This is a genomic window from Pseudomonas sp. WS 5411 (assembly GCF_012985595.1).
Lineage (GTDB): Bacteria > Pseudomonadota > Gammaproteobacteria > Pseudomonadales > Pseudomonadaceae > Aquipseudomonas > Aquipseudomonas shahriarae.
Window position 1 is genome coordinate 111,144 of sequence record NZ_JAARMC010000010.1, and the last position, 21,581, is coordinate 132,724.

19 protein-coding genes are annotated in these 21,581 nt (G+C 62.3%); 15 read left to right on the forward strand and 4 right to left on the reverse strand.

Annotation, left to right across the window (positions count from 1 at the left end):
- Nucleotides 1-245: 245 nt before the first annotated feature.
- From HBR93_RS15930 to HBR93_RS15990, 13 genes are all read left to right on the forward strand, one after another.
- Entirely contained in the window at nucleotides 246-1,511 is a 1,266-nt protein-coding gene (locus HBR93_RS15930; RefSeq protein ID WP_169960673.1) for an MFS transporter, read from the forward strand.
- Nucleotides 1,508-2,905, forward strand: coding sequence for a NarK family nitrate/nitrite MFS transporter (locus tag HBR93_RS15935; RefSeq protein WP_169960674.1), 1,398 nt, complete (start codon nucleotides 1,508-1,510; stop codon nucleotides 2,903-2,905). Before HBR93_RS15930 ends, HBR93_RS15935 begins: the two co-directional genes overlap by 4 nt.
- A gap of 70 nt (nucleotides 2,906-2,975) precedes the next feature.
- Nucleotides 2,976-6,749, forward strand: coding sequence for a nitrate reductase subunit alpha (locus HBR93_RS15940; protein ID WP_057959378.1), 3,774 nt, complete (start codon nucleotides 2,976-2,978; stop codon nucleotides 6,747-6,749).
- A 1-nt stretch (nucleotide 6,750) separates the two neighbouring features.
- Nucleotides 6,751-8,289, forward strand: coding sequence for a nitrate reductase subunit beta (gene narH, locus HBR93_RS15945; protein ID WP_029291316.1), 1,539 nt, complete (start codon nucleotides 6,751-6,753; stop codon nucleotides 8,287-8,289).
- Nucleotides 8,290-8,292: 3 nt separating this feature from the next.
- A complete protein-coding gene (narJ, locus tag HBR93_RS15950; RefSeq protein WP_057436843.1) occupies nucleotides 8,293-9,048 on the forward strand; it encodes a nitrate reductase molybdenum cofactor assembly chaperone in 756 nt (251 codons plus the stop codon).
- Nucleotides 9,041-9,718 (forward strand): respiratory nitrate reductase subunit gamma, encoded by a 678-nt coding sequence (gene narI / locus HBR93_RS15955; RefSeq protein ID WP_057436841.1) that lies wholly within the window; start codon nucleotides 9,041-9,043, stop codon nucleotides 9,716-9,718. The genes narJ and narI overlap by 8 nt, the downstream gene beginning before the upstream one ends.
- 10 nt (nucleotides 9,719-9,728) lie before the next feature.
- On the forward strand, nucleotides 9,729-10,643 hold the full coding sequence (locus HBR93_RS15960) for a peptidylprolyl isomerase (RefSeq protein ID WP_169960675.1): 915 nt from the start codon (nucleotides 9,729-9,731) through the stop codon (nucleotides 10,641-10,643).
- A gap of 1 nt (nucleotide 10,644) precedes the next feature.
- Nucleotides 10,645-11,631 (forward strand): GTP 3',8-cyclase MoaA, encoded by a 987-nt coding sequence (gene moaA / locus HBR93_RS15965; RefSeq protein ID WP_057445054.1) that lies wholly within the window; start codon nucleotides 10,645-10,647, stop codon nucleotides 11,629-11,631.
- A gap of 120 nt (nucleotides 11,632-11,751) precedes the next feature.
- Nucleotides 11,752-12,804 carry a PDDEXK nuclease domain-containing protein gene (locus HBR93_RS15970; RefSeq protein WP_057436837.1) on the forward strand — a complete coding sequence of 351 codons (1,053 nt, stop codon included), beginning with the start codon at nucleotides 11,752-11,754 and terminating at the stop codon, nucleotides 12,802-12,804.
- 96 nt (nucleotides 12,805-12,900) lie between these two features.
- Complete coding sequence (locus HBR93_RS15975) at nucleotides 12,901-14,895, forward strand: ribonucleoside triphosphate reductase (protein WP_057436835.1); 1,995 nt, start codon at nucleotides 12,901-12,903, stop codon at nucleotides 14,893-14,895.
- A gap of 64 nt (nucleotides 14,896-14,959) precedes the next feature.
- On the forward strand, nucleotides 14,960-15,115 hold the full coding sequence (gene nrdD, locus HBR93_RS15980) for an anaerobic ribonucleoside-triphosphate reductase (protein WP_038441552.1): 156 nt from the start codon (nucleotides 14,960-14,962) through the stop codon (nucleotides 15,113-15,115).
- A complete protein-coding gene (locus HBR93_RS15985) occupies nucleotides 15,112-15,807 on the forward strand; it encodes an anaerobic ribonucleoside-triphosphate reductase activating protein (RefSeq protein WP_057436833.1) in 696 nt (231 codons plus the stop codon). The genes nrdD and HBR93_RS15985 overlap by 4 nt, the downstream gene beginning before the upstream one ends.
- A 100-nt stretch (nucleotides 15,808-15,907) precedes the next feature.
- Nucleotides 15,908-17,527: a methyl-accepting chemotaxis protein gene (locus HBR93_RS15990; protein WP_169960676.1), complete on the forward strand. Its 1,620-nt coding sequence runs from the start codon at nucleotides 15,908-15,910 to the stop codon at nucleotides 17,525-17,527.
- 194 nt (nucleotides 17,528-17,721) lie between these two features.
- On the opposite strand, the gene HBR93_RS15995 is transcribed toward HBR93_RS15990, so the two are convergent.
- From HBR93_RS15995 to HBR93_RS16010, 4 genes are read right to left on the reverse strand one after another with little or no spacing between them, the layout of a single operon-like run.
- Entirely contained in the window at nucleotides 17,722-19,047 is a 1,326-nt protein-coding gene (locus HBR93_RS15995) for a 4Fe-4S binding protein (RefSeq protein WP_169960700.1), read from the reverse strand.
- A 32-nt stretch (nucleotides 19,048-19,079) separates the two neighbouring features.
- Nucleotides 19,080-19,922: an FTR1 family protein gene (locus HBR93_RS16000; RefSeq protein ID WP_169960677.1), complete on the reverse strand. Its 843-nt coding sequence runs from the start codon at nucleotides 19,920-19,922 to the stop codon at nucleotides 19,080-19,082.
- Between the two features lie 17 nt (nucleotides 19,923-19,939).
- Nucleotides 19,940-20,263, reverse strand: coding sequence for a cupredoxin domain-containing protein (locus HBR93_RS16005; protein WP_057436827.1), 324 nt, complete (start codon nucleotides 20,261-20,263; stop codon nucleotides 19,940-19,942).
- Nucleotides 20,264-20,794: an iron transporter gene (locus HBR93_RS16010; RefSeq protein WP_115128326.1), complete on the reverse strand. Its 531-nt coding sequence runs from the start codon at nucleotides 20,792-20,794 to the stop codon at nucleotides 20,264-20,266.
- Nucleotides 20,795-20,970: 176 nt separating this feature from the next.
- Here HBR93_RS16010 and HBR93_RS16015 point away from each other — a divergent pair, with 176 nt between their 5' ends.
- Together HBR93_RS16015 and HBR93_RS16020 are read left to right on the forward strand one after the other, a co-directional pair.
- A complete protein-coding gene (locus HBR93_RS16015; protein ID WP_057436825.1) occupies nucleotides 20,971-21,180 on the forward strand; it encodes a DUF3079 domain-containing protein in 210 nt (69 codons plus the stop codon).
- 105 nt (nucleotides 21,181-21,285) lie between these two features.
- Nucleotides 21,286-21,498 (forward strand): PLDc N-terminal domain-containing protein, encoded by a 213-nt coding sequence (locus HBR93_RS16020; protein ID WP_057959387.1) that lies wholly within the window; start codon nucleotides 21,286-21,288, stop codon nucleotides 21,496-21,498.
- The last annotated feature ends 83 nt before the right edge of the window (nucleotides 21,499-21,581 follow it).

Below are 21,581 nucleotides of genomic sequence, written 5' to 3' on the forward strand. Positions count from 1 at the left end.
TTGTGCATTCCCTGGCGCACTACCTCTAAAGAGTTGCCGGCGGACCCTCCCACGGGAAAAAGCCGGCACAAGAGATCAATCCATTGATAAATAAAGACTTTCTCTTGTTATTGGGCCTACCTCCTTAGAGGTAGACGGGCTAAGCATAGGCCAATACCCCCCAGGCGGACGTTGATCTGGGTCAAGTTCCTGGAGGGCCTCGCCCCTAACCTGCGCTCATGGAATCACTTCTGGGAGCGCAAACCGTGACTCAACCCCGTGTAAGACAGGGCCTGGTGCTGGGCATGAGTACACTGGCCTTCACCGTGTGCTTTATGGTCTGGATGATGTTCGCCGTCCTCGGCGTGCCGATCAAAGAGCTGCTGCAACTCAACGAAACCCAGTTCGGCCTGCTGGCCGCCACCCCGGTACTGACCGGCTCCCTGGTGCGCCTGCCCCTGGGCCTGCTGACTGACCGCTTCGGCGGGCGCATCGTGTTCTTTGTCTTGATGCTCACCTGCGTGCTGCCGCTGTACCTGATCACCTACGCCACCGCCTTCTGGCAATTCCTTGTGCTGGGGCTGTTTGTCGGCCTGGCCGGCGGCTCGTTCTCGGTGGGTATCGCCTACGTCGCCAAGTGGTTCGACAAAGACAACCAGGGCTTTGCCATGGGCGTGTTCGGCGCCGGCAACGCGGGGGCTGCAGTCACCAAGTTTCTGGCGCCGGCCCTGATTGCCCTGGGGACCTGGCACCTGGTGCCGAAAGTGTTCAGCGCGATCCTGTTTATCACCGCGCTGCTGTTCTGGTTCCTCACCAGCGAGAACAAGGCCCACCGCAGTTCCGGCGGCGCGACCTTGCGCGAGCAACTGCTGTGCCTCAAGGACCCGGCCGTGTGGCGCTACTGCCAGTACTACTCGATTGTGTTCGGCGGCTACGTGGCCCTGGCGCTGTGGGCGACTAAGTACTACGTGCAGGAATACGGCTTCAGCCTGCAAAGCGCCGCGCTGTTGGCTGCGTGCTTTTCCCTGCCCGGTGGCGTGCTGCGCGCTGTGGGTGGCTGGATGTCCGACCGCTGGGGCGCACAGAGCGTGACCTGGTGGGTGCTGTGGGTCAGCTGGATCTGCCTGTTCCTGCTCAGCTACCCGCAGACCCAGTTGCAGGTGCAAACCGTCAATGGCCCGCTGGACTTCCATATCGGCCTCAACGCCACCCTGTTCACCGTGCTGCTGTTTGTGATGGGCATCGCCTTCGCCTTCGGCAAGGCCTCGGTGTTCAAGTACATCGCCAATGACTATCCGCAAAACATGGGCGCGGTGTCCGGCATCGTCGGCCTGGCGGGCGGCCTTGGCGGCTTTGTCCTGCCAATCATGTTCGGCGCCCTGGTGGACCTCACCGGCGTGCGCTCCTCCTGCTTCATGTTGATGTACGGCGTGGTCTGGGTATCCCTGACCTGGATGTACTTCAGCGAAATCCGCAAGCAACCGCTGCTTGGTAAAGCGGCGGCCCAGCCTCTCCAAGGAGAATCCGCATGACTATCGCGCAAAAGCCCAACTCGGGCCCGGTGATCCACGACTGGCGCCCTGAAGACCCGGCGTTCTGGGGCGCCAGCGGCAAGCAGACCGCGACCCGCAACCTGTGGATCTCGATCCCGGCGCTGCTGTTGGCCTTCGCCGTGTGGATGGTGTGGAGCACGGTGATCGTGCGCCTGAACGCCATCGGCTTCAGCTTCACCACAGACCAGTTGTTCTGGCTGGCGGCGTTGCCCGGCCTGTCTGGCGCCACCTTGCGCGTGTTCTATTCGTTCATGGTGCCGATCTTCGGTGGCCGCCGCTGGACGGCCCTGAGCACCGCGTCGCTGCTGATTCCGTCACTGTGGATGGGCTTCGCGGTACAAGACCCGAGCACCTCCTACAGCGTGTTTGTATTGATCGCGCTGCTGTGCGGCTTCGGCGGCGGCAACTTCGCCTCGAGCATGTCCAACATCAGCTTCTTCTATCCCAAGTCCCAGCAAGGCACGGCCCTGGGCCTGAACGCCGGCCTGGGTAACCTGGGGGTGTCGGTGATGCAGTTCTGCGTGCCGCTGGTGATTACCTTCGGTGTGTTCGGCCTGATTGGCGGCCAGCCCCAGACCCTGGAAGACGGCAGCCAGTTGTGGCTGCAGAACGCCGGGTTTATCTGGGTACCGTTCATCATCACCGTGACCCTGTTTGCCTGGTTCGGCATGAATGACCTGTCCAGCGCCCGCGCTTCGTTCAGCGAGCAGGCGGTGATCTTCAAGCGCAAGCACAACTGGCTGATGTGCTGGTTGTACCTGGCCACCTTCGGCTCGTTCATTGGCTTCTCGGCCGCCTTCCCGATGCTGATCAAGACCTCGTTCCCAGACGTCAACGCCTTGAAATTCGCCTTCCTCGGCCCGCTGGTAGGTGCCCTGGTACGCCCATTGGGTGGCTGGCTGGCCGACAAACTGGGCGGTGCGCGGGTGACCTTGTGGAACTTCGTGCTGATGATCGTGATGGTGTTCGGCGTCCTGCACTTTTTGCCCCTGAACGGCGAGGGCGGCAGCTTCTACGGCTTCCTCGGCATGTTCATGCTGCTGTTCATCACCACCGGCATCGGCAATGGCTCCACCTTCCGCATGATCCCGGTGATCTTCCGCACCCAGCATGAAAAGGCCAGCGCCGGCGAACCTGCCGCCGTGCGTGAGCAAGCCCTCAAGGATGCCAGCAAGGAGTCGGCAGCAGTGCTGGGTTTCAGCTCGGCAATGGGCGCCTTCGGTGCGTTCTTCATCCCCAAGACCTTTGGCTCGTCCATGGCCTACACCGGCAGCCCGGCCATGGCGTTCTACATGTTTGTCGGCTTCTACCTGACCTGCATCGTCGTGACCTGGTGGTGGTATGCGCGCAAAGGCGCCGAGACCCCCTGCTGAGTCGACCCCGAATTCAAACCTTGCGTGGGCGGGGCACAGAACCCCGCAGCAAGCCTGAGAGGAAAGCACCATGAGTCATTTACTGGATCAACTGCGGTTCTTCAATCGCAAGCAAGACGAGTTCTCCGAAGGTCACGGCGAGACCCGCAAGGAGTCCCGCGACTGGGAAAACGTCTACCGTTCGCGCTGGCAGTACGACAAGATCGTGCGCTCCACCCACGGGGTGAACTGCACCGGCTCGTGCTCGTGGAAGATCTACGTGAAGAACGGCCTGATCACCTGGGAAACCCAGCAGACCGACTACCCGCGCACCCGTAACGACCTGCCCAACCACGAGCCGCGCGGCTGCCCCCGTGGTGCCAGCTACAGCTGGTACATCTACAGCGCCAACCGCCTGAAGTACCCGAAGATCCGCAAGCCATTGCTCAAACTGTGGCGCGAGGCGCGCCTGACCCTGTCGCCGGTCGAGGCCTGGGCGAGCATTGTCGAGGACAAGGTCAAGGCCGACTCCTATAAAAGCAAGCGTGGCATGGGGGGCTTCATCCGTTCCAACTGGGATGAAGTCAACGAGATCATCGCCGCGTCCAACGTCTACACCATCAAGCAATATGGCCCGGACCGCATCGTCGGCTTCTCGCCGATCCCGGCCATGTCCATGGTCAGCTACGCCGCAGGTTCGCGTTACCTGTCGCTGATCGGCGGTGTGTGCCTGAGCTTCTATGACTGGTACTGCGACCTGCCGCCAGCCTCGCCGATGGTCTGGGGCGAGCAGACCGACGTGCCGGAATCGGCCGACTGGTACAACTCCAACTACATCATTGCCTGGGGTTCCAACGTTCCGCAGACCCGTACCCCGGACGCGCACTTCTTCACCGAGGTGCGCTACAAGGGCACCAAGACCGTGGCGATCACGCCTGACTATTCGGAAGTGGCCAAGCTCACCGACCTGTGGCTCAACCCCAAGCAGGGCACCGACGCGGCACTGGCCCAGGCCTTCAACCATGTGATCTTCAAGGAATTTCACCTGGATAAACCGAGCGCCTACTTCACCGAATACGCCAAGCGCTATACCGACTTGCCGGTGCTGGTAATGCTCAAGCCGATGACCGGTTTTGCGCCGGGTGCAGGCTTCCAGCCGGACCGCTTCCTGCGCGCCTCGGACCTGGTCGACAACCTGGGCCAGGACAACAACCCGGAATGGAAAACCATCGCCCTCGACGAAAGCGGCGAGCTGGTTTCGCCACAAGGTTCCATCGGCTATCGCTGGGGCGAGAAGGGCAAGTGGAACATCCTGGCCAAAGAAGGCGGTGAAGGTCGCGAGATCGACCTGAAACTGAGCCTGATCGGCGATGACGTCGCCGAAGTGGCGTTCCCGTATTTTGCCGGTGAAGCCCACGACTACTTCCAGCACGTGGCCGGCGATGCCGTGCAATTTCGCCGGGTACCGGTACACAGCGTGACCCTGGCCGATGGCACGGTGGCCAAAGTGGCGACGGTGTTCGACCTGTCGGCGGCCAACCTGGCCATCGACCGTGGCCTGGGCGGCAACAACGTGGCCAAGGACTACAACGACGCCAGCGTACCGGGCACGCCAGCCTGGCAGGAGGCAATCACCGGGGTCAGCCGCGAGAAGGCCATCCAGATCGCCCGGGAGTTTGCCGACAACGCCGACAAGACCCGTGGTCGCTCGATGATCATCGTCGGCGCGGCGATGAACCACTGGTACCACATGGACATGAACTACCGCGGGCTGATCAATATGCTCATGCTCTGCGGTTGTGTCGGCCAGACCGGCGGCGGTTGGGCGCACTACGTGGGCCAGGAAAAACTGCGTCCGCAATGCGGCTGGCTGCCCCTGGCATTCGGCCTGGACTGGAACCGTCCGCCACGCCAGATGAACGGCACCAGCTTCTTCTACGGCCACAGCTCGCAATGGCGCCACGAGAAGATGAGCATGCACGACATCCTCTCGCCGCTGGCCGACAAGTCGCAGTTCCCGGAGCACGCCCTGGACTACAACATCCGTGCCGAACGCGCCGGTTGGTTGCCCAGCGCGCCACAACTCAATACCAACCCGCTGCATATCTGCCGTGATGCGGCGGCTGCCGGTATGGACCCCAAAGACTACGTGGTCAAATCCTGGCAGGACGGCACCCTGCGCTTTGCCTGCGAGCAGCCGGACAGCCCGGTGAACTTCCCGCGCAACATGTTTATCTGGCGCTCCAACCTGCTCGGCTCGTCGGGAAAGGGCCACGAGTACATGCTCAAGTACCTGCTCGGCACCAAGAACGGGGTGATGAACGAAGACATCGGCCACAGCACCGAATGCAAGCCAACCGAGGCCGAATGGGTCGAAGACGGCGCCATCGGCAAGCTGGACCTGGTGACCACCCTGGACTTCCGCATGTCCTCGACTTGCGTGTATTCCGACATCGTCTTGCCGACCGCGACCTGGTACGAAAAAGACGACATGAACACCTCGGACATGCACCCGTTCATTCACCCGCTGTCGGCGGCGATTGATCCGGCGTGGGAATCGCGTTCGGACTGGGAAATCTACAAAGGCATCGCCAAGGCGTTCTCGGCCATGTCGGTCGGCCACCTGGGTGTGGAACAAGACCTGGTCACCGTGCCGTTGATGCATGACAGCGTGGGTGAACTGGCCCAGCCGTTTGGCGGCACTGACTGGAAAAGCGCCGGTGTGGCGCCGGTACCGGGCAAGAATGCGCCGAACATGGCGGTGGTGGAACGGGACTACCCGAACATCTACAAACAGTTCTCGTCCCTCGGCCCGATGCTGGAAAAACTCGGCAACGGCGGCAAGGGCATCAACTGGAACACCGATGAAGAAGTGCAGTTCCTCGGTGAACTCAACCACCACGAAGGCGACGCGGGCATCAGCCACGGCCGGCCAAAAATCGACACGGCGATTGACGCGGCCGAGGTGATTCTGTCCCTGGCTCCGGAAACCAACGGCAAGGTCGCCTTGAAAGCCTGGGCGGCGCTGTCGGAATTCACCGGCATCGACCACAGCCACCTGGCGATTTCCAAGGCCCACGAAGCAATCCGCTTCCGCGATATCCAGGCACAGCCGCGCAAGATCATCTCCAGTCCCACCTGGTCGGGCCTCGAAGACGAACACGTGAGCTACAACGCCGGCTACACCAACGTCCATGAAAACATCCCATGGCGCACCATCACCGGTCGCCAGCAGTTCTACCAGGATCACCCGTGGATGCAGGCGTTCGGCGAGCAGTTGATGAGCTACCGGCCACCGGTCAACACCCGCACCATCGAAGGCGTGAAGGGCAAGCGCAGCAATGGCGAGACCGAGATCGTCCTGAACTGGATCACGCCGCATCAGAAATGGGGGATTCACAGCACTTACAGCGACAACCTGCTGATGCTCACCTTAAGCCGTGGCGGCCCGATTGTGTGGCTCTCGGAAATCGACGCCAAGCGCGCCGGGATCGAGGACAACGACTGGATCGAATGCTTCAACGTCAACGGCGCGCTGACCGCCCGTGCGGTGGTCAGCCAGCGGGTCAAGGAAGGCATGGTGATGATGTACCACGCCCAGGAACGCATCGTGAACGTACCGGGTTCGGAAACCACCAAGACCCGCGGCGGCCACCACAACTCGGTCACCCGTGTGGTGCTCAAGCCGACCCATATGATCGGCGGCTATGCCCAGCAGGCCTACGGTTTCAACTATTACGGCACGGTCGGCTGCAACCGCGATGAATTCGTGGTGGTGCGCAAGATGGTCAAGGTCGATTGGCTCGATGGCTCCAGCGGTGATGATCTGCCGCGTCCATTGCCGACCGATATCGAGGAGAACTGAGATGAAGATCCGCTCACAAATCGGCATGGTCCTGAACCTGGACAAATGCATCGGCTGCCACACCTGCTCGATCACCTGCAAAAACGTGTGGACCAGCCGTGAAGGCATGGAATACGCCTGGTTCAACAACGTCGAATCCAAGCCCGGGATCGGCTACCCGAAAGAATGGGAAAACCAGGACAAGTGGAAGGGCGGCTGGATCCGCAACGCCAACGGCTCGATCAACCCACGCATCGGCGGCAAGTTCCGCGTGTTGGCGAACATCTTCGCCAACCCCGACCTGCCGAGCCTGGACGACTACTACGAACCGTTCGACTTCGATTACCAGCACCTGCACACCGCGCCTTTGGGCGAGCACCAACCGACCGCGCGGCCGCGCTCGGTGGTGTCCGGCAAGCGCATGGAAAAAATCGAGTGGGGCCCCAACTGGGAGGAAATCCTCGGCACCGAGTTCGCCAAGCGCCGCAAGGACAAGAACTTCGACCAGATCCAGGCCGACATTTATGGCGAGTACGAAAACACCTTCATGATGTACCTGCCGCGCCTGTGCGAGCACTGCCTGAACCCGGCGTGCGCGGCGTCGTGCCCCAGCGGCGCGATCTACAAGCGTGAAGAAGACGGCATCGTGCTGATCGACCAGGAAAAATGCCGTGGCTGGCGCATGTGCATCAGCGGCTGCCCGTACAAGAAAATCTACTTCAACTGGAAGAGCGGCAAGTCCGAGAAGTGCATCTTCTGCTACCCACGGATCGAAGCTGGCATGCCTACCGTTTGCGCGGAGACCTGCGTCGGGCGTATCCGCTACCTCGGCGTGCTGCTGTATGACGCCGACCGCATCAGCGAAGTGGCCAGCACCGCCAACGAGCACGACCTGTACGAGAAGCAGCTGGAAATCTTCCTCGACCCGAACGACCCGGCGGTGATCCGCCAGGCCCTGGCCGATGGTGTACCGCAGTCAGTGATCGACTCGGCCCAGCGTTCGCCGGTGTACAAAATGGCCGTGGACTGGAAGCTCGCGCTGCCGCTGCACCCGGAATACCGCACCTTGCCGATGGTCTGGTACGTGCCGCCACTCTCGCCGATCCAGAACGCGGCCGCCGCTGGCACCGTGGGCATGAACGGGGTGATCCCGGATGTCGACAGCCTGCGTATCCCCCTGCGTTACCTGGCCAATATGCTCACAGCCGGTGACGAAAAACCGGTCAAGCGTGCCCTGAAACGCCTGCTGGCCATGCGCGCTTTCAAGCGTTCGCAGCAAGTGGATGGGGTTGAAGATCTGCAAGTGCTGGCCGACGTGGACCTGAGCGTGGCCCAGGTGGAAGAGATGTACCGCTACCTGGCGATTGCCAACTACGAAGACCGTTTTGTGGTGCCCAGCGCCCACCGTGAAGACGCGATGAGCGATGCGTTTGCCGAGCGTTCCGGCTGTGGTTTCAGCTTCGGCAGCGGCTGCAGTGGCAGCTCCGACACCAATATGTTCGGCGCCAAAAAGGCTAACCGCCGCGACGTGTTGAAAACCGTCCAGATCTGGGAGGACTGAGCCATGCGCATTCTTAAAGTGATCTCGTTGCTGCTGGACTATCCCACCCAAATCCTGGTCGACGGCCATGATGAGCTGGAAAAGGCGATTATCGAATCGCGGGAAATCAGCCCCAAGCAGCGCGGTGCGCTGTTTGAGCTGCTCGAACTGATCTGCAGCAATGACCTGATGGACGGCCAGGAGCACTACGGCGCGCTGTTTGGCCGTGGCCGCTCGCTGTCGCTGCTGTTGTTCGAACACGTGCATGGCGAGTCGCGGGACCGTGGCCAGGCCATGGTCGACATGATGGCCCAGTACCAGGAAGCCGGGTTTGCCATCGGCGTCAAGGAGCTGCCGGACTACATCCCGCTGTACCTGGAGTTCTTGTCCACCCGCGAAGACATTGAGGCCCGCGAGGGCCTGGCGGATGTGGCGCACTTGCTGGCCCTGCTGGCGGCGCGCCTGGACGAGCGCGAAAGCGCTTACGCCAGTTGCTTCCGTGCGCTGTTGCAGATCAGCGGCGCCGAGCCGCACCAGGCCATCGCCGAGTTGCGTGCCCAGGTCGCCGCTGAAGTCCGCGACGACTCCCTCGAAGCCCTGGACAAGGTCTGGGAAGAGGAGGCCGTGGACTTTATGCAGGCCGAGCAGCAGGACCGTTGCAGCTCGATGCCCAGCGCACCGGGCAAGGCCCGCGAAGAAAGTGCGGTGCCCTTGCACTGGGTGGATTTTCAGCACGAAGGGCTGGCCGCTGTGCCAGCCAAGGAGGTGGGTAATGTCTAAGTGGAATTTGTTGGTATTTGGCGTGTATCCGTATGTCGCCCTGGCCATTTGCCTGTTGGGCAGTTGGGCGCGGTTTGACCTGTCCCAGTACACCTGGAAGGCTGGCTCCAGCCAGATGCTCAGTAACCGTGGCATGCGCGTGGCGAGCAACTTCTTCCATATCGGTGTGCTGTTCGTGCTGGCCGGGCATTTTGTCGGTCTGCTGACCCCGGCGTCGATCTACCACCATGTGATCAGCACTGAGCACAAGCAACTGCTGGCGATGGTTTCCGGTGGTTTCTTCGGCCTGCTGTGCCTGGTGGGCCTGCTGATGCTGGTCAAGCGCCGCCTCACCGATCCACGGGTACGGGCCACGTCGAGCCCGTCGGACATCTTGATCCTGCTGGTGTTGCTGGCGCAGCTGGTGCTGGGCTTGCTGACCATCGTCGCCTCCACCGGGCATATGGACGGTTCGGTGATGGTGATGCTCGCGGACTGGGCGCAGAACGTCGTGCTGCTGCGACCTGTGGAAGCGGCCGCCGCGATTGCCCCGGTGAGTCTGATCTACAAGTTGCACGTGGCGCTGGGTTTGACCCTGTTTGTGCTGTTCCCGTTTACCCGTCTGGTGCATATGGTCAGCGCACCGATCTGGTACCTGGGGCGTCGTTATCAAATCGTGCGGCAGAAGTGAGGAGAACGTCATGACTACAGGATGCGGATGTGGTGGCGGCGGTGCGGGCGGTGGCGGTTGCAGTTCTTCGGCCAAGGCTGTGGACGTTGTGGTACCCGAAGTCGAGGTGGCGGTTGAGCCGCAACTGATCGCCAGTAGCGAGCAGGAATGGCCGATTGTCAGCGTCAACGGGGTGGTGATCACCCCGGAAAACATGGCCCAGGAGTTGCAATATCACCCGGCTGAAAGCCGCGAGGAGGCGGTCTTCCTCGCTGCCCGCGCGCTGGTGATCCGTGAGCTGTTGCAGCAGCGGATTCGCGAGTTGGGTGTGCAACTGGAAGTCGGCGCCGGCGAGAACGAAGAGGAGGCGGCGACCCGCCTGTTGCTGGAGCGCGAAGTCCAGGTGCCGGACTGCGACGAGGCCACTTGTGTGCGCTACTTCGAGAGCAATCGCGGGCGCTTTCACAGCGCGCCGTTGCTGGCGGTGCGCCACATCCTGCTGGAGTGCGCGCCGGATGATGCTGAGGCGCGTCATCAGGCCCATGCCCAGGCCGAGGTGCTGTTGCAGAGCCTGGAAGAGTCGCCCGGCCGCTTTGCCGAGCTGGCGCTGCAGTATTCGGCGTGCCCCTCCAAGGCCCAGGGCGGCTCCCTGGGGCAGGTCAGCAAAGGCCAGACCGTGCCGGAGCTGGAGCGCCAGTTGTTCACCCTGGCCCCGGGCCTGGCCGGCAAACCCCTGGAAAGCCGCTACGGCTGGCATGTGATCTGCGTCGATCAACGCATCGAAGGCCAGGCGCTGCCATACGAGGCGGTGGCCACGGCGATCCGCACCCAGTTGCAGCAAGGGGTATGGCAGAAGGCACTGGTGCAATACCTGCAAACCCTGATTGGCGCGGCCGATGTGCGTGGCATCGCGCTGCAGGGCGCCGACTCGCCGTTGGTGCAGTGACATGAGCCTGGTGGATGGTGTGGGCCGTTCCATTGACTACCTGCGGTTGTCGGTGACCGATCGTTGTGATTTGCGCTGTGTGTATTGCATGGCGAAAAACATGACGTTCCTGCCGCGCCAGCAGGTCCTGACCCTGGAGGAGCTGCAACGGCTGGCGACGGTGTTCGTCAGCCAGGGTGTGCGCAAGATCCGCCTGACGGGGGGCGAGCCGCTGATCCGTCCAGGCATTGTCGAACTGTGCCGCCATATCGCCGCGTTGCCCGGCCTGCGTGAGCTGGTGATGACCAGCAACGGCACGCAACTGGGGCGCCTGGCCCGGCCGCTGGTAGAGGCTGGGGTCAAGCGTATGAATATCAGCCTCGACAGCCTCGACCCCGAGCGCTTTCGCGCGATTACCCGCAACGGCGACCTGCGCCAGGTGCTGGACGGCATCGAGGCGGCGCGGGACGCCGGGTTCGAGCGGGTCAAGCTCAACTGCGTGGTGATGAAGGGGCGCAATTTCGATGAAGTCCCGGCGCTGGTGCAGTACGCCATCGACCAGGGCATTGATATCAGCTTTATCGAAGAGATGCCGCTGGGCGATGTAGGGCGCTCGCGGGGCGAATCCTTTTGCTCCAGCGAACAGGTGAGGGCGTTGATCGCCAAGCATCATGGCTTGCTCGACAGCACCGAAAACAGCGGCGGCCCGGCGCGCTACGTGCGCCTGGCCCGCCATCCGCGCACGCGCATCGGCTTTATCTCGCCCAACTCCCATAACTTCTGCGCCAGCTGCAACCGGGTGCGGATGACGGTGGAAGGGCAGTTGCTGTTGTGCCTGGGGCAGGACAATGCGGTGGATTTTCGGGCGTTGGTACGCCGTTATCCGCTGGATGACCGGCCGTTGGTGGAAGCGCTGCACAAGGCGTTGCGGGGCAAGCCATTGCGCCATGATTTCACCGGGCAGGGCGAGGTGCAGGTGGTGCGGTTTATGAATATGAGTGGGGGGTGAGGCTGGCCAACGGTAGTTCCCATTGTTTTGTATCAAGGGCATTCCGCTGGCCCGCGTGGCTTTTTTCGGTCGTTACCATTGCCGGTTTCTACAACGAGCACTATCGAAAAGGAGTTAGGTATGAATCGACCCCCTGACGGACTCACCGCACCACCTGAGGGATATGGCGACTGGTTGAAAGAACTGAAAAGCCGCATCCACTCTGCCCAACTGCGTGCATCTCTGGCGGTAAACCGTGAGCTGGTGCTGCTGTACTGGCAGATTGGCCAGGACATATTGACCCGACAGGCGCAGCAGGGATGGGGAGCAAAAGTCATCGAGCGTCTGGCGCGGGATTTGCGTTCAGCTTTTCCTGATATGAAAGGTTTTTCGCCACGCAACCTCAAGTACATGCGCGCATTTGCTGAAGCCTGGCCGGACGCTGAGTTTGTGCAAGGGGTGCTTGCACAATTGCCTTGGTATCACCAATTAGCGTTGCTCGATAAGCTACCCGGCCCCGAAACCCGTCGCTGGTACGCCGCCCAAGCCATTGAACACAACTGGTCACGCAACATTCTGGTCATGCAGATCGAGACCCGTTTGCTCGAGCGCAGTGGCAATGCTGTCAGCAACTTCGAAACCCTGCTGCCCAAGCCCCAGTCGGACTTGGCCCGCGAGTCGCTGAAAGATCCTTACCGTTTCGACTTTCTGGGACTGACCCTGGACGCGCAGGAGCGCGAGATCGAAAGCGCACTGGTCAGGCATGTGACCGACTTTCTACTGGAGCTGGGGGCAGGCTTTGCCTTTGTCGGCAAGCAGGTGCTGCTGGATGTGGGCGGCGAGGAGTTCTTCCTTGACCTGCTGTTTTATCACCTGAAACTGCGCTGTTACGTCGCGATCGAGCTCAAGGCGGGCAAGTTCAAACCAGAACATCTGGGGCAGTTGGGTTTTTACCTCGCAGCGGTGGACGCCCAACTCAAGCACCCACAAGACAGCCCCACCATTGGCCTGCTGCTGTGCAAAAGCAAAAACAAGATAGTGGCTGAATACGCTTTGCGTGACAGCGCTCGCCCCATCGGGGTGGCGGAGTACCAGTTGGTCGACTCCCTCCCGGCAGAACTCCAAATCAGCTTGCCCAGCATTGAACAGATTGAACGTGAACTGGCCTGTGACGATACGTCTTCGCAAACTTGACCCTGGTCAATTGCAACCCGCCATTCACTGCGTACCATCACTGCATCTTGTGCTTATACGAACTATTAAATCTATATGTAGTGTTTGGAGCCCCTAATGCAGATCACCTCAAGCCCGCTGGTCAGTACCCGCCTACACAAGCGCGATGGCACCCAGGTCGCCTTTGACGCCGAAAAAATCCGCCAGGCGATGATCGCCGCCGGTAACGCCACCGGCGAGTATCAGGAGGCCGAGGTCGATCTGTTGTTGGGGGCGGTGCTCGCCAGGTTGCGCGGGATCGCCCGGCTGGATGTGGAGCAGATCCAGGACAGCGTCGAGCGGGTGTTGATGGATGCCGGGTACTTTATGGCGATGCGCGCCTATATCGTCTACCGCGAGCAGCACGGGCGCCTGCGCCGGGATCGCAAGACCCTGGTGGAGGTCGCCACCTCGATGAACGAGTACCTCGACCGCGAGGACTGGCGCGTGCAGGCCAATGCCAACCAAGGCTATTCCCTGGGTGGGCTGGTGCTTAATGTGTCGGGCAAGGTCACGGCCAATTACTGGCTGGACGAGGTCTACAGCCAGGAGATCGGCCAGGCCCACCGTGAGGCGGACTTGCATATCCACGACCTGGACATGCTCGCGGGATACTGCGCCGGCTGGTCCCTGCGCACGCTGCTGCACGAAGGCCTCAATGGCGTGCCTGGCCGTGTCGAAGCCGGGCCACCCAAGCATCTGGGCAGCGCCCTGGGGCAGATGGTCAACTTCCTCGGCACCCTGCAGAACGAGTGGGCCGGCGCCCAGGCATTCAGTTCGTTCGACACCTACCTGGCGCCCTTTGTGCGCAAGGACCAACTGACGTTCCCCGAGATCCGCCAGGCGGTGCAGGAATTCATCTACAACCTCAACGTGCCGTCGCGCTGGGGCACCCAGACACCGTTTACCAACCTCACATTCGACTGGGTCTGCCCGGAAGACCTGCGCGAGCAGATCCCGATTATCGGCGGCGAAGAAATGCCGTTTGCCTACGGCGATCTGCAAGTGGAAATGGAGCTGATCAACCGCGCCTATATCGAAGTGATGCAGGCGGGCGACGCCAAGGGCCGGGTGTTTACCTTCCCGATCCCGACTTACAACATTACCCATGACTTCCCGTGGGACAGCGAAAACGCTGACCGCCTGTTCGAGATGACCGCGCGCTACGGCCTGCCGTACTTCCAGAACTTCCTCAACTCCGATATGCAGCCCAACCAGGTGCGCTCGATGTGCTGCCGCCTGCAACTGGACGTGCGCGAGTTGCTCAAGCGTGGCGGCGGGTTGTTTGGCTCGGCGGAACAGACCGGTTCATTGGGGGTGGTGACGATCAACTGCGCGCGCCTGGGCTACCTGTTCAAGGGCGATACCAGTGGCCTGCTGCAACGCCTGGACCACTTGATGGAACTGGCGATGGAGAGCCTGGAGGTCAAGCGCAAAGTGATCCAGCACCATATGGACGCCGGCTTGTATCCCTATACCAAGCGCTACCTGGGCACCTTGCGCAATCACTTCTCGACCATTGGCCTGAACGGCATGCACGAGATGCTGCGTAATTTCACCGGCGACGAGGAGGGCACCCATACCGCCCGTGGCCGCGAGTTTGCGCTGCAGGTGCTGGACCATGTGCGCGCCACGTTGCTGCGCTTCCAGGAAGACACCGGCCACCTGTACAACCTGGAAGCCACACCGGCCGAAGGCACTACCTACCGGTTTGCCAAGGAAGACCTCAAGCGCTACCCCGACATTCTCCAGGCCGGCAGCCTTGATGCGCCGTACTACACCAACTCCTCACAACTGCCGGTGGGCTTTACCGAAGACCCCTTCGAAGCCCTGGAGCTGCAAGACGAACTGCAATGCAAATACACCGGCGGCACCGTGTTGCACCTGTACATGGCCGAGCAGATTTCCTCGGCCCAGGCCTGCAAGCAACTGGTGCGCAAGGCCCTGGGACGCTTCCGTCTGCCATACCTGACAGTAACCCCCACGTTCTCCATCTGCCCGGTGCACGGCTACCTGGCGGGCGAACACGAGTTCTGCCCCAAGTGCGACGAAGCCCTGGGCCTGCCCCATTAATCAGTGGTTACCACAAGTGCCTGTTGCCGGTTTGGCAATAGGCTTCACCCCAAGGAGATTGACCATGCAAACCTCTCAGCCCCAACGCCAACGCTGTGAAGTCTGGACCCGTGTGATGGGCTACCACCGACCGGTTTCGGCCTTCAATCCCGGCAAGCAATCGGAGCATCGCGAGCGTGCGCACTTTACCGAAAGTGCCGCTGCGGCCGGGCGCCAATGAGCCGAGCGCTACGGGTCGGGGGCCTGGTGCCCCTGACCACCCTCGACTACCCCGGCATGCTCGCCTGCGTGCTGTTTTGCCAGGGCTGCGCCTGGCGTTGTCGGTATTGCCATAACCCGGACCTGATCCCCCCTCGCGGCAGCGATGAGGTGGATTGGCGCCGGGTTTTGCTGTTTCTGCAACGCCGCCAGGACCTGCTGGACGCCGTGGTGTTCAGCGGCGGCGAACCGACCTTGCAGGAAGGCCTGCCGGCAGCCATGGACGAAGTGCGCCATATGGGCTTTCGCATTGGCCTGCACAGTGCCGGGATCAAGCCTGCCGCGTTCGGCCACGCCCTGGTTCATGCCGACTGGGTCGGGTTTGACGTCAAGGCCCTGGCCGAGGATTGCCAGTTGATCACCCAGGTCAAAGGCAGCGGCGCCGCCAATTGGCGCAGCCTCGACCTGCTGCTGCACAGCGGCGTGGACTATGAGTGCCGCACCACCGTGCACTGGCACCTGATTGACCCGCAGCGCCTGCTGCTGCTGGCCCAGCGTTTGCAGGAACGAGGAGTCAAGCGTTTCGCCGTGCAGCTGGTGCGCACCGCGCGCATGCTCGATGAGCAGTTGCCGAGCGTTTCGGCGCAAGCCTTGCTGCCAGAACTGTGGGAAAAAATGCGGGCACTGTTCCCGGCATTTGTTTTACGGGGTTGAGCCTTTCGCACAACCCCTTTCAAGCGTGGCGACTGAACTCCCACCGGATCTACAAAGATGCTGCCCCTTGTGGGCAGGTATTCATCAGGGAGCTTATGACATGACTCGATTAACCACCGCCCGCCGCATCGCCATCGGCTTTGCTATCGCCCCCCTGGCCCTGGCCGGCATGGCGTTGTACGCCTTGCACGACCTGGGCACCCTCAAACAACAGTCGGAGCTGATCGTGCAGCAGGACTGGCCGAAAATCGCCCCGATCATGGTGATTGCCACCGGTGTGCGCGATAACGGCCGCAACACCCGTGACTTGCTGATCGACCAGGATAACCAGGCGGCCCAGCAGGCCATTGGTACTACCCGGCAACGCATCACCGACGCCTTTACCCAGTTAGAGCCGTTGTTCGATACGGCCGCCGGCCAGGCGGCCTATGCCGACCTGAAGAAACACCGCGAAGCCTATGTGGGCGCCTTTACCCAGGTGCAGGCACTGATCCGCCAGGGCGCCCATGCCGAGGGTGTGGCCCAGCTCAAGCAAAACGTACAACCCGCCGAGCAGGCGGTGTTCAAGAGCCTGGAGGCGATGATGGCCCTGCAGGGGCAGATTTTTGCCGAGCGCGAACACGCAGCGCAAACCCTGTACAGCGACGCGCGGCGCAATATGCTCGGGCTGTTCCTGCTGTGCGTGGCCCTGGTGGTGGCGGCAGCGGTGATTGTCACCCGCAGCGTGACCCGGCCCCTGGGCGGCGAGCCCGACGAGGCGGCGCGGGTGTTGAGCCAGATTGCCCAGGGCGACCTGACCACGGTAGTGCCAACGGCAGGCAGCGCTGACGGCAGCGTGATGAAGAACCTGCAGCACATGCAGCACAACCTTAACGAAATGGTGCGCCAGATCGCCGCGTCGGTGGACCGCGTGGCCAGTTCGTCCGAGGAGTTGAGCGCGGTCAGTAGCCAGACCAGCAGCAGCCTGCAGTCGCAAGGTATGGAGATTGAACAGGCGGCCACCGCGGTCAACGAGATGACGGCGGCGGTGGATGAGGTGGCGCGCAATGCCGTCAGCACCAGCGAAGCCTCGCGTCTGTCGGCGCAGACCGCCCAGCTTGGGCGTGATCAGGTGCAGGAAACGGTCGCCTCGATCAGCACCCTGGCAGAGGGTGTGAGCGGCACGTCGGTGCGCATCCAGCAACTGGCCGGGCGGGTGCAGGACATCAGCGGCGTGCTGGAGGTGATCCGCAGTATTGCCGACCAGACCAACCTGCTGGCGCTCAACGCGGCCATCGAAGCGGCACGGGCCGGGGATGCCGGGCGTGGTTTTGCGGTGGTGGCTGATGAAGTGCGGGCCCTGGCCCATCGCACCCAGGCCTCGACCCAGGAGATCGAGCAGATGATCGGCAATATCCGCCTGGACACCGAACAGGCCGTGACCGCGATGCAGGGCAGCAGCGACCTGGTGCGAGCCACCTTGAGCGTGGCACAGCGCTCGGGCGAGGCGCTGGAAGCGATTACCCAGTCGATCTCGCAGATCAACGAACGCAACCTGATGATCGCCAGCGCCACCGAAGAACAGGCATTGGTGGCGCGGGAAGTGGATCGCAACCTGGTGGGCATTCGCAACCTGTCCGAGCAGGTGTTGCTGGGGGCCCGGCATACCGATACGGCGGGGCATGAGCTGGCGCAGATGGCCAGCGAGTTGCACCTGACAGTCGCCAGGTTCCGCGTTTAGCGCTGGGCCTGTGTGCGGGCTTGCCCGAATGCCGTTCAGTTAAGCGCAGATCCCCTGTGGGAGCGGGCTTGCCCGCGAAGACGTCGGCCCAGCAACCATTGATGTTGACTGACCCACGGCTTTCGCGAGCAAACCCGCTCCCCCATTTGATCTGCGCCGCTTTGAGTATTGCGTTCGCTTGACCGAACGGCGTCTTACAGGTTCCAGCCCCAGAACTGTAGCCACCAGCCATACGCCACCAGCCCATTACCCAGTAGCAGGCAAGCCGAGGCAGCGCAGCGTCGCGCCAGGGGTAGATCGGCCAGCTGTGTCCACGCCAGCCACACACACCAACCGACAGCCCCGACCAGCAATGCGCCGCGCGCCGGTTGGACCCATTCGAGCAGCAACCCTTCGTAGCGCAACAACTTCACCGTGGTGGCCGACAGCCCGAGGAACAGCCCCGCACCGCCCAGGGGCGTCAAGGTCAACGCCAGGGCCCAATACCGTGCACGATCACCGCTGATTCTTGCGGCCAGGCGCACCAGCCCCATCAAGGCGCCGCCGATCAGCAGGCCGCTGGCGCCCAGGTACGCGACGATGCAAAAGCCGTCCAGCCAACTGAAACTGTCGTTGGCCTGGGGGTAATGGGTCAACAGCCACCAGGGCGCGCTGTCCTGCAATGGCCACAGCCAGTCGCGCTCCACCAGCCACTGCGCCAGGGACTGCTTGAGCGTGATAAACCATGGGCTGACGGTCCACTGGAAGGCGCCCATCGCCAGGCCGATCACCCCGAACAGCAACAAGCGCGTATCCCAGGCCAACGCGGGTTTGCGTGGGGCCTGGAGGATTTCGCTATTGCATGAGCGGGCAATCAACTGCACCGCGCCCCGTTGCCCGCTGCAGCGCCCGCAGGCGTGGCAATCGCTGGCGCCTTGCAGGCGGCGGATGTCCAGCAGCGGCGCGCAGTTGGGCAAGGGCAAGCGCGGGCCGTCGTTGGCTTTCCAGCGTTGTTCGTCGACCTGGAAATGCACCGGTGCCAGGCGCGCGAGCAGGGCGAACACACCGCTGACCGGGCACAGGTAGCGGCACCACACCCGTTTGCCGCGCACGAACAACAACCCCACCAGCACGGCGGCCACGGTCGAACCTCCGAGAATCAGCAGGGCCGCCTGGGCGTAGTCGTAGACACTGATCAACTGGCCGTAGAGGGTGGTCAGGCAGAAGCCTACCGTGGGCCAGCCGCCCCAGCGGATCCAGTTCGGAACGCCCAGGCCACGTCCATGGCGGCTGGCCCATTCGCTCAAGGAGCCTTCGGGGCAGAGCACGCCGCACCACACGCGGCCGAACAACACGATGGACAGCACTACGAACGGCCACCACAGGCCCCAGAACAGGAACTGTGCCAGCAGCGTCAGGTTATCCAGCAGGCGTGCCTGGCTGTCGGGTAGCGGCAGCCACGCCGGCACTACCAGCAGCCCGGCGTAGAACAGCACCACGGCCCATTGCACGCCACGAATCACCCGCCCATGGCGGCGCATGCCATCCCCCAGGCGTTGCAGCCAGGGGGTGTTCACAACGGCGCTCGCCGGGCCCGGTACAGCCCGCGGCCGACCAGCAACCAATACCCCGCCAGCACCAGCAGGGTGATAGTGCTGGGCGTCGCGCGGTAGCCGGCAAACCCTGCGAGCACGGCGCCCAGGCCGTGGCTGTCACTGAGCAGCACGCTGCTGTCCCACCAGGCTTCGCCGACCAGGGTGTAGACCCAGTTGGGCATGTCCATCGCCAGCAGTTGCCCGCCGATACGTTCCACGGCGGCCACCAGCAAGGAGGCCGCCAACAGCAGTAACAGAGCCTCGCTGAGGGCGAAAAAACTCGACCAGGAAATCAACCGGCGTGTACTGCGCAGCAGCATCACTGTGAGCCCGGCCAACACCAGGCCCAGCCCGCCGCCAATGGCGAACAGAGCCAATGCCGGGCCGTCCAGATGGGCGCCGGCGCCGTACAGAAACACCACGGTCTCGCTGCCTTCACGGCTGACCGCCAGCAGCGCCAGCAACAGCAACCCCAGGCCACCCTGGCGTGCCGCGCGCTGGTCGGCTTCGCGCAGCAGGGTATGGCGCAGGCCCGGCCCGTGGCGATGCATCCAGAACACCATCTGCACCATCAGTAGGCTTGCCAACAGGGTCATGCCGGCCTGGAACCATTCGCCGCCAGGCCCGCTCATGGCTTCGCCGGCCCACAGCATCAGGCCGGCCAGCCCGGCAGAACACAGCAGGCCCAGCACCACGCCAGCCCACAGGAGGCGCCCCAGGCGCGAGTCCTCGGGCTGCTGGCTGATCCAGGCCTGAAGGATGCCGATCACCAGCAACGCCTCGACGCTTTCGCGCCAGACGATAAACATCGATTGATTCATCAAATGCTCCTGGGCCGTTATTCGGCGAGGATGCTGCCTTCGGGCAGCTGTGAGTTGAATTCGTCGAAAAAGGGATAGGCGCCCGGTTTGAGCGGGTGGATCACCACAAAGGTGGTGACCCCCGGTGACAGCACCTTTTCCACGCGCAGTGGTGTGCTCTCGAACTCGGCCGGGCCCTGGCCAATGTTTTTCAGCACGATCTTGAAGCGTTGGCCGGCCGCCACCTTGAGTTGCGCCGGGGTGAAGTGGCCGTCTTGCAGGGTCAATTCATAGGTGGGCAAGGGCGCGGCCAGGGCCGAGCCACAGGCCAGCAGGGCGCAGAGGGCGAGGGGGCGGCGCATTCAGTAGCCGCCTTTTTTGCCGATCCCCGCGTAGACGAATTCGTAGTGCACTTCACATCGCTCGAACCACGGCGCGACCCCGGTTTCCTTATCGGTGTGTCGGCCCAGTGAGCCATGGCCGCTGGGCGGCATCACGGTGAAGGTCAGCTGATATTTGCCCGGGCCCAGCAGCTTGACGTTGTCGCCGTAGTGCGGCCCGTCGTTGGCCACCATGGCGTGGAACTCACCGATGATCGGGCTTGCGCCGCCTTGTTTCTGCAGGCGGAACGACACGTTGAGGTAGGGCACGAAACTGCCCTCCTGGAAGCCCTGCTGGTTGTCGGCGGTGGCGCGGATATCGGCTTCCAGATGCACATCCGAATCGGCGGTGGCGCGCATCATGCCTGGCGGTGCCATCTCGATCGGTTGCAGATAGACCGCGCCGACTTCCAGGCCAGGGCACATTTGTGGCTCGCCGATCGGGTATTCCTTGGCGACGGCCGCGCCAGTCGACAACAGCAGGGCCAGTGACAGCGTGAAGGGGATACGCATGGGTACTTCCTGACAGGGCAAATGAAAAGTCGAGTCTAGAAAGCTTTGCTGTAAATAATAATGATTCCTGTCAAGTTTCCAGGGATATACACATAACCATTCTTGACGTTGGTCAAGGCCGTGGGGCGGCGCCAGCCGTAGGATCCAATCACTGCCCACCGCTGTGGAGCCTGCTCATGGCCAAGCCATTCCCGCTCAACCCCAAACACCCCGAACGTATCTGCTGGGGCTGTGACCGTTACTGCGCGACCACCTCCCTGGCCTGCGGCAACGGGGCTGACCGCACCATGCATCCGGCCGAAATGATCGGCGACGATTGGTACCTGCATGGTGATTGGGGGATTGAGTTGCCGATTGCTACGGACAAAGTGCCGGAAGCTGGCTGACCGGTGGTGAGGGGACTTGCCAGGTGCCTGAGCAGTCGTTGGCATTTTTTCTGAACCCTCACGTTCACCCCTGGCCCTAAGGTATATGACCTCAGGAGGTGAACCATGCAAATCGAATACATCTGGATTATTTTGGCAACGCTGTTGGTGCTGGCTGAGTTGTGGGCGATCAACTGCGTATTGCGCAGTGCCAGTCGAGCCGAAACCAAGATGCTGTGGGTCGTGGTGATTGTATTCGTGCCCCTGCTGGGCATGATTCTGTGGGCGATCACCGGGCCCAAGGCGATTGCCAAGGAAAACGCCGGCGCCAATCGGTGAACCTCCCGCGTAAAAAAATCGTTTAAATGCCAAAAGAGTTGTCCACGAAAACCGTGGGTATCTCTGTGGATAACCTTGCGCGG